At 67.9% G+C, this 7,472-nt stretch carries 5 protein-coding genes; all 5 read left to right on the forward strand.

The window, feature by feature from the left end:
* The first annotated feature begins 35 nt into the window (after positions 1-35).
* Positions 36-1,529, forward strand: a complete 1,494-nt coding sequence (locus tag GPA25_RS11870; protein WP_169260601.1) for a CoA-acylating methylmalonate-semialdehyde dehydrogenase — start codon at positions 36-38, stop codon at positions 1,527-1,529.
* Between the two features lie 260 nt (positions 1,530-1,789).
* Positions 1,790-4,687 carry a type VI secretion system tip protein VgrG gene (locus tag GPA25_RS11875; protein WP_169260602.1) on the forward strand — a complete coding sequence of 966 codons (2,898 nt, stop codon included), beginning with the start codon at positions 1,790-1,792 and terminating at the stop codon, positions 4,685-4,687.
* Positions 4,688-4,696: 9 nt separating this feature from the next.
* A complete protein-coding gene (locus GPA25_RS11880) occupies positions 4,697-5,611 on the forward strand; it encodes a DUF4123 domain-containing protein (RefSeq protein WP_169260603.1) in 915 nt (304 codons plus the stop codon).
* A 54-nt stretch (positions 5,612-5,665) separates the two neighbouring features.
* Positions 5,666-6,112 (forward strand): DUF3304 domain-containing protein, encoded by a 447-nt coding sequence (locus tag GPA25_RS11885; RefSeq protein WP_169260604.1) that lies wholly within the window; start codon positions 5,666-5,668, stop codon positions 6,110-6,112.
* 51 nt (positions 6,113-6,163) lie between these two features.
* On the forward strand, positions 6,164-7,472 hold a 1,309-nt coding region (locus GPA25_RS11890), incomplete at its 3' end, for a T6SS phospholipase effector Tle1-like catalytic domain-containing protein (RefSeq protein ID WP_211163077.1).

Raw genomic sequence — 7,472 nt, forward strand, 5'->3', positions numbered from 1 at the left:
CACATCCAATCCACTGAGAGAGAGACTAGGCCGCCATGGAAATCCTCGGACATTACATCGCCGGCGCACGCGTCGCCGATGACAATCGCGCGCAGCCGGTGTTCAACCCCGCCCTCGGCCATCCGGTGCGCCAGGTTGCGATGGCCGCGAAGACTACCGTCGAGCAGGCGATCGCCGCCGCGGCCGACGCTTTTCCCGCGTGGCGCAAGACGCCACCACTGAAGCGCGCGCGCGTGCTGTTCAAGTTCAAGGAACTCCTGGAACGCAACGCCGACCGCATCGTCGCGGCGATCGTCGAGGAGCATGGCAAGGTGTGGGAGGACGCGCACGGCGAGCTCGCGCGCGGCATCGAGGTCATCGAATACGCGTGCGGCGCACCGGAATTCCTCAAGGGCGAGCACAGCCGCGACGTCGGCCCGGAGATCGACTCGTGGTCGGAATTCCCGCCGCTCGGCGTGGTCGCCGGCATCACGCCGTTCAACTTCCCGGCGATGGTGCCAATGTGGATGTTCCCGATGGCGATCGCCTGCGGCAACACCTTCGTGCTGAAGCCCTCGGAGAAGGATCCGTCGACCTCGCTGATCCTCGCTGAATTGCTGACCGAAGCGGGCCTGCCGGCGGGCGTGTTCAACGTCGTCAATGGCGACAAGGAAGCGGTCGATACGCTGCTGACCGACCCGCGCGTGCAGGCGGTGAGCTTCGTCGGCTCGACGCCGATCGCCGAATACATCTACGCGACCGGTACCGCGCACGGCAAGCGCATCCAGGCGCTGGGCGGGGCGAAAAACCACGCCGTGGTAATGCCTGACGCGGACCTCGACAACGCGGTCAACGCGATCATGGGCGCGGCCTACGGCTCCTGCGGCGAGCGCTGCATGGCGATCTCGGTGGTCGTCGCGGTCGGCGATGCGGTCGGCGACGCGCTGGTCGAACGCCTGAAGCCCAAGGTCGAGGCGCTGAGGATCGGCAACGGCGACAGACGCGGGCTCGACATGGGGCCGCTGGTGACCGGCGCGCACCGCGACAAGGTGCGCAGCTATGTCGACCTCGGCGCCGAGGAAGGCGCGGAGCTGGTCGTCGATGGGCGCGGGCTGAAGCTTGCCGGACACGAGAAGGGCTTTTTCCTCGGCGGCACGCTGCTCGACCACGTCAGGCCGACGATGCGCGTCTATCGTGAAGAGATCTTCGGGCCGGTGCTCGCGATCGTGCGCGTGCGCAGCCTCGACGAGGCGATCCGCCTGATCGATGCGCACGAGTTCGGCAACGGCACCTGCGTGTTCACCCGCGACGGCGCGGTCGCGCGGCACTTCAGCGACGCGGTGCAAGTCGGCATGGTCGGCGTCAACGTGCCGCTGCCGGTGCCGGTCGCGTGCCAGAGCTTCGGCGGCTGGAAGCGCTCGCTGTTCGGCGACCTGTGCGCCTACGGACCCGACGCGGTGCGCTTCTACACACGGCGCAAGACGATGACGCAACGCTGGGCGATGGCAGGCATCGAAAAGGCGCAATTCGCGTTTCCGAGCAACGGCTGAGTGCGCCGGTGATTGCGTGCGCAATGCGGCGGTGCCGTGTTGCGTGCGCGAAAAGCTGCAGACCTCGGATCGAACGCGCCGCTTTTCGTCAACGCGCGATAAAGGAAAGGAAATCCTCCCCTTGTCGTAGCGGCACGCGAGGCGTTCGTCTGCGAAATTGAATGCAAGTGGCTTCCCAGAACTGCCGCCGCCCCTGAAATATTGCCATTGGCATTAACTCGGGTACCATTGCGGCCTCGATAAATTCCAAAGACATTGCCGTGACGTCGTTCTCTGCCGCAACCCGCCTGTATGGCCTGAGCTGGCACGGCGCCGCCCCGGACCTGCAGGTGGAAGCCTGGTGGGGCCGGGAAGCGCTCTCGGGGGGCTTCGAACTCGTCATCGACACGCTCTCGCCCGACGCCTTCATCGACCCGCAGCGCCTGCTCGGACAGGCGCTCACGCTGCGCGCCACGGTATCCGATGGGAGCCACGTCAAGCGCTCGGGGCTGGTGCGGGCGGTCCTCAAGCTCGGCGCCGACGGCGGCCTTGCGCGCTACCGTCTCACCGTGGTGCCGTGGACCTGGCTGCTCACGCGCGGGCGCCACAACCGCGTGTTCCAGGAAAAATCCGTCGTCGACATCCTCGACGCCGTCTTCGCCGGCTACGCGACGCACGCCGCCTGGCACTGGAGCGAAGACGTCGCGGCCTTCCTCGCCGACACGCGCCCGCGCAGCTACTGCGTGCAGTACCGCGAATCCGACTACGCCTTCGTGTCGCGCCTGCTCGCCGAAGAGGGGCTCGGCTGGTGCATCGACGAGGACGCGCAGGCCCCGGCCCGCCACCGCCTGCGCCTCTTCGCCGACAGCACCCGCTTTGCCGAGGATGCCCAGTCCGAACACGCCAACGGCGGGCGCGGCATCCGCTTCCACCGTGCCGACTCGCAGGAAGCGCAGGACGCGATCGTCGCCTTCGGCGCCCGCCGCCGCTTCTCGATCGGGCTCGCCACGGCGCTCGCCTACGACTACCGGTCCAAGCGCGCGGTGGCCGCGAGCGTGCCCACCGCCCACGCCCTCGGCGGCGCCCACGCGCCACGGCTGGAACGCTACGACTACGCCGGCCCCGATGCCTTCGCCAGCAGCGATGAGGCCGAGCGCCACCAGCGCCTCGTCATGGAAGCGGCCGAAGCCCGCGCCGAGACCTTTCTCGGCCGCGGCACGGTGCGCAGTTTCCGCCCCGGCACCTGTTTCGAACTCAGCGGCGCCCCGCTCGACGCGCGCGCCGATGTCGCGGCGGGACAAGGGGCGGACACGCGGCGTTTCAGCCTGCTCGACATCACCCACGTCGGCATCAACAACCTCGGCGCCGAGCGCATCGCGGCGATTGCCGCGCGGCTGGCCGCCACGGAACTGCCGCACGACGACGCGGCCGCGCTCGACACCGGCGACGCCGTCGCCCCCGTCCGCGCCCCGCGCACGCTGCCGCCCGAGGCCCTGGCGCTCGCCGCCGAGCGCGGTTACGCCAACGTCTTCGACGCCCAGCGCAGCCGGATCCCGTGGCGCCCGCTGCTCGCAGACGACACCGGCGCGCGCATGAATCCGCGCCCGACCGCGCCGGGGCCGATGAGCGCCATCGTCGTCGGCCCGCAGGGCGAGACCACGCCCAACGGCGCCGACGAGCTGTGGTGCGACGCGCTCGGGCGCATCAAGCTGCGCTTCCACTGGCAGCAGGGCGACACGCCCGACGACCGCAGCAGCTGCTGGGTGCGGGTAGCGAGCCGCCAGGCCGGCGCCGGCATGGGCTGGCAGTGGCTGCCGCGCATCGGCCAGGAAGTGCTGGTGACCTTCCTCGGCGGCGACATCGACCGTCCGCTGGTGCTCGGCGCCTTCTACAACGGCCGCGGCGAAGGCGGCGTCGCGCCCACGCCGGGCGGCGCACCGGCCCGCGAGCGCGACACCGCGGTCTTCGATGCCGCCACCGACCATGCCCCGAGCGGCCAGGGCAATCTCGTCGGTCACGGCAGCGGCGGCCACAGCCCCGCCTGGCACGGCGCCGCGGCCGCCAGCCACCGCCACGCAGCCGCGCTCAGCGGCTTCAAGACCAAGGAATTCGGCGGCACGGGCTACAGCCAGCTGCTCTTCGACGACACCGACCAGCAGCAGCGCATCCAGCTGAAGACCACCCAGTACGCCTCGGAACTCAACCTCGGCCACCTCGTCCATCAGGCCGACAACTACCGCGGCTCCTTCCGCGGCACCGGAGTGGAACTGCGGACCGACGCCTGGGGGGCGCTGCGGGGCGGGCGCGGCATCACGCTGAGCACCTGGCCCCACAAGAACAAAGCCGCGCCCGCGGGCGATCTCGCCCCCGGCATGGCCCTCATGAAACAGGCGTGCACGCTCGCCGACACCTTGAGCCAGGCCGCCGCCACCCACCAGACCGTGCAACTCGCGGCGGCGATCGGCACGACCGGCGCGCAGCAAAGCGTGATCGACCCCAACGCCGCCCCGCTCAAGGCGCTCGCGAAAGTCGCGAGCGGCATGGTCGATGCCAAAGACTTCACCCGGGCGACCCGCGACGCCGCCACCAAGAACACCGCCCTCGGGCGCGACAAGGTGCCGCAGCTCACCGACGCCGCGATCGTCCAGGCCGCCAAGGCGGGCATCGGCATGATGGCCGGCCAGAGCCTGCAGTTCGCCAATGGCGAAACCACCACGCTGATGAGCGGCGCCGACACCAACCTGGCGGTCGCCGGCGCCACCCGCATCCACACCGGCCAGGCCATCGGTCTCCTGGCGGGCGCGCTCCGGGCCGGGGACGCCAACACCGGCATCCGCCTGATCGCCGCGCAGGGCGACATCGATCTGCAGGCGCAAAGCGACGAACTGAAGCTGCAGTCGCGCAAGGACCTCAAGCTCGTCAGCGCCAGCGCCCACATCGACTTCGCCGCGGCGAAGAAGATCGTGCTCGCGGTCGAAGGCGGCGCCTCCATCACCATCGACGGCGGCATCACCGTCGAATGCCCGGGCACAATCACCGTGCATGCGAGCAGGAAGAGTTTCAGCGGACCGGCAAAGACCACGTACCCCCTGCCGCAGATGCCGCAAAGTGTGTGCAAGGCCTGCATGCTGGCAGCACTGCGTAGCGGCAGCCCCTTCGTCGCTCCGGCCGCCGCCTGACATCGAACCATGTACTTCGCCATCGAACCGCCTCACGCGTCCCTGCCATTGCAGATTTCGCACGCACTGGCCGAACTGCGCCGCGCGATCGTCGACGCGCCGCTACACGTATTCGCGCTGGTCGACGATGCCTTTGACGAAGCGTTGCTCGGCGCGCGCAAATGGTCACGGCGGCCGAAGTACTCGCTGTACGACGGCACGGCGCTGCACGGGCTCGAAGCGGCGGCGCCGCACCTGCTGACGGCGCCCGCGGCGCCCGACGAACAAAGTGCCTGGCTGCATGAAATTTTCGCTGCCTGCGCGGGCCGTCCGATGCTCAGCATCGTGGCCTGCACCTTGCCCGCCGCGGCGCTGCAGGATCACTTGCGCCCCTACCTCATCGCCCGCACCCCCGACAGCCTGGAGTGGCCGGTGCGCTGGGGCGACACGCGCGTCTTGCCGGGCCTGATCGACACGCTCGAACCCGGCCGCCGCGAACACCTGCTGTCGCCGTTCCATCACTGGTGGTCGACTGCCCGCGACGGTACGCTGATCGGCTGGCAGGGCGGCGCCTGCGCGGCGCCCAAGCCTGCCGACTGCGACAAATTACCGATTCGTGATGCAACCTTCGCCCGGCTGGTGGAACTCGCCGAAGCCGACGCAGTGCTCGCCAATATTCACGATACGCAGCCGGACCTGCTGCGGCAGCATCGCCCCTTCGACTGCCACGATCGCGTTGCCCGCCACCTCGTCATCGCCAGCACGTGCGGCATCAGCGCGGCGGGCGCGCGCCAGCACTTCAGCGTGCTCGCGCTATGCCTCGCCGACGACTTCACCGAACACCCGGCGATGGCCGCCCTCCTGCAACGCGTCCGACAGGGCGCCGATTACCGCACCGAGATCGGCACCCTTCAGACCGGCTTCTGGCAGGAAGCCGCCGCATGAATAGCGTACCCACGCAAACCTCACCGCAACCCGACCAGAATGAGACGAATCGACATGAAATGGATACTTGTTTTCGCGTGTGCGCTGTTCCTCAACGCTTGCGCCGTGCTGGCGAAAAAGGAAAGTCCGACTGCGACGGCGCAGGTGGGGATCGTCAATCACACCGGCAAATACATCTACTCGGCGACAGTCGATGGCTCGGGCGGCGGAAACATGCCGGCCTGGGGAGCTGGCGTCGCGGATATCTGTTGCACGTCGATCCCGCGCGTCTGGTATCCCGGAATGAAAGTGTTGGTGCGCTGGAACATGCCCGAGGGCATCAAAGACGTGATCAAGGAAAAGGTCGTCGAGATCGAGCAGTACAACGAAACGGGAAGCATCTATATGCATTTCTTCCCGAACGACGAGGTACGCGTGGTAGTCAGCTGGGTTGGCCCGCGAAACCCGAAACACCCCATCCCTCCCCCGGCCAAACCCGCTGCTCTCGAGTCCGTCAAGTGATTCGTCATGATCTTAGCCCCGCCTGCCAACGCCCCTTTTCCTGCTGAGACCGTGCTCCAGCCTTCAGCGCAAGGGCACTCCGCGATCGCGCTTGCGAGTTGCGATAGTGCCTCCGACGCCCCCTGCAGCATCCCGGTACACGTTGGACTGTTCTTCGATGGCACCAACAACAACCAGGAACGCGACCGGGACGGCAAGCGGATCGGTCTGTCCGACCCGAGGACGAAGATCCCCGCGCCGATGGCGAGCAAACCACTCGCGCCAGAAGAGTGTTGCCATAGCAACGTGGTGCGCCTGTTTCGCGCCTTTCCTGGCGACAAGCAGGATAGGGGGTACTTCCGTAACTACATCCCCGGCGTGGGGACGCCGTTCAAGGAAATTGGTGAACTCACCGAGACTGCTGGTGGCAAGAGGTTCGCCACGGGCGGCCAACCGCGCATCGTCTGGGGGTTGCTTCAGGTTTTGAATGCCCTCCACATGACAGCCTATCGTCAGGAGCCGCTCTACAAAGACGAATATGCCGGCCAGCTTGCCCAGTCCTACGGCAGTGAAATCGGCCGCATCGAACAACGGGGCAACGGCAAGGGCCCGGTGACGGTGATGACGCACCGGAAGTGGTTCGCCCCGCACCTCGCACGGCTCAAGGCAGCGCTCGGCGCGACGCCGAAACCGACAATTCCTTCGCTGACCATTTCGGTCTTCGGCTTCTCGCGCGGGGCAGCGGAGGCGGTGGCCTTCTGCCATCTCTTCGACGAACTGCTGGACGCGGGACGCCTTGCGGGCATCCAGGCACGCATCAGCTTTCTGGGCGTGTTCGACACGGTGGCGAGCGTCGGTGGCTCGGCCTCGATTGCGAGCACCCTGCCGCTGCCCGATGCGGTATTCGACGGACACTGGTGGTGGGCGGACCGGATCCTCGATCCGCTGCCGGATTGCGTGCACGGCGGACGGCACTTCATCTCGGCCCACGAATTGCGCATGAATTTCCCGGCGACGCGGCTGCAGGGCAATATCAAGGAGGTATATTACCCCGGCGTACATTCCGACGTCGGCGGCGGTTATGCCCCCGGCGACCAGGGCAAGGGGCGTGGCAAACAGGCGGCGCTTCTGTCACAGATTCCGCTGCTGCACATGTACCAGGCTGCGCGCGAGGCCGGGGTTCCGCTGGTGCCGTTCAGCGAACTGGAAGCGCGTGACAGGATCGACTTCGAGGTCGACGCTGCGCTCGCGTCGGCGTGGACCGCCTACACGGCCGCATTGGGCGAGCACGGGGCCTTCCTGACAACGCACATGGAACTGTATTACCGCTGGCGCGCGGCGCGGCTCGATACGCTCGAGACCACCGCCAGCTTCCGCGCCG

Origin of the sequence: Aromatoleum diolicum (assembly GCF_012910955.1) — a bacterium.
GTDB lineage: Bacteria > Pseudomonadota > Gammaproteobacteria > Burkholderiales > Rhodocyclaceae > Aromatoleum > Aromatoleum diolicum.

Coding starts and splice junctions, on each gene's coding strand:
- GPA25_RS11870 (WP_169260601.1), top strand. CDS start 36: ATGGAAATCCTCGGACATTACATCGCCGGCGCACGCGTCGCCGATGAC.
- GPA25_RS11880 (WP_169260603.1), top strand. CDS start 4,697: ATGTACTTCGCCATCGAACCGCCTCACGCGTCCCTGCCATTGCAGATT.
- GPA25_RS11885 (WP_169260604.1), top strand. CDS start 5,666: ATGAAATGGATACTTGTTTTCGCGTGTGCGCTGTTCCTCAACGCTTGC.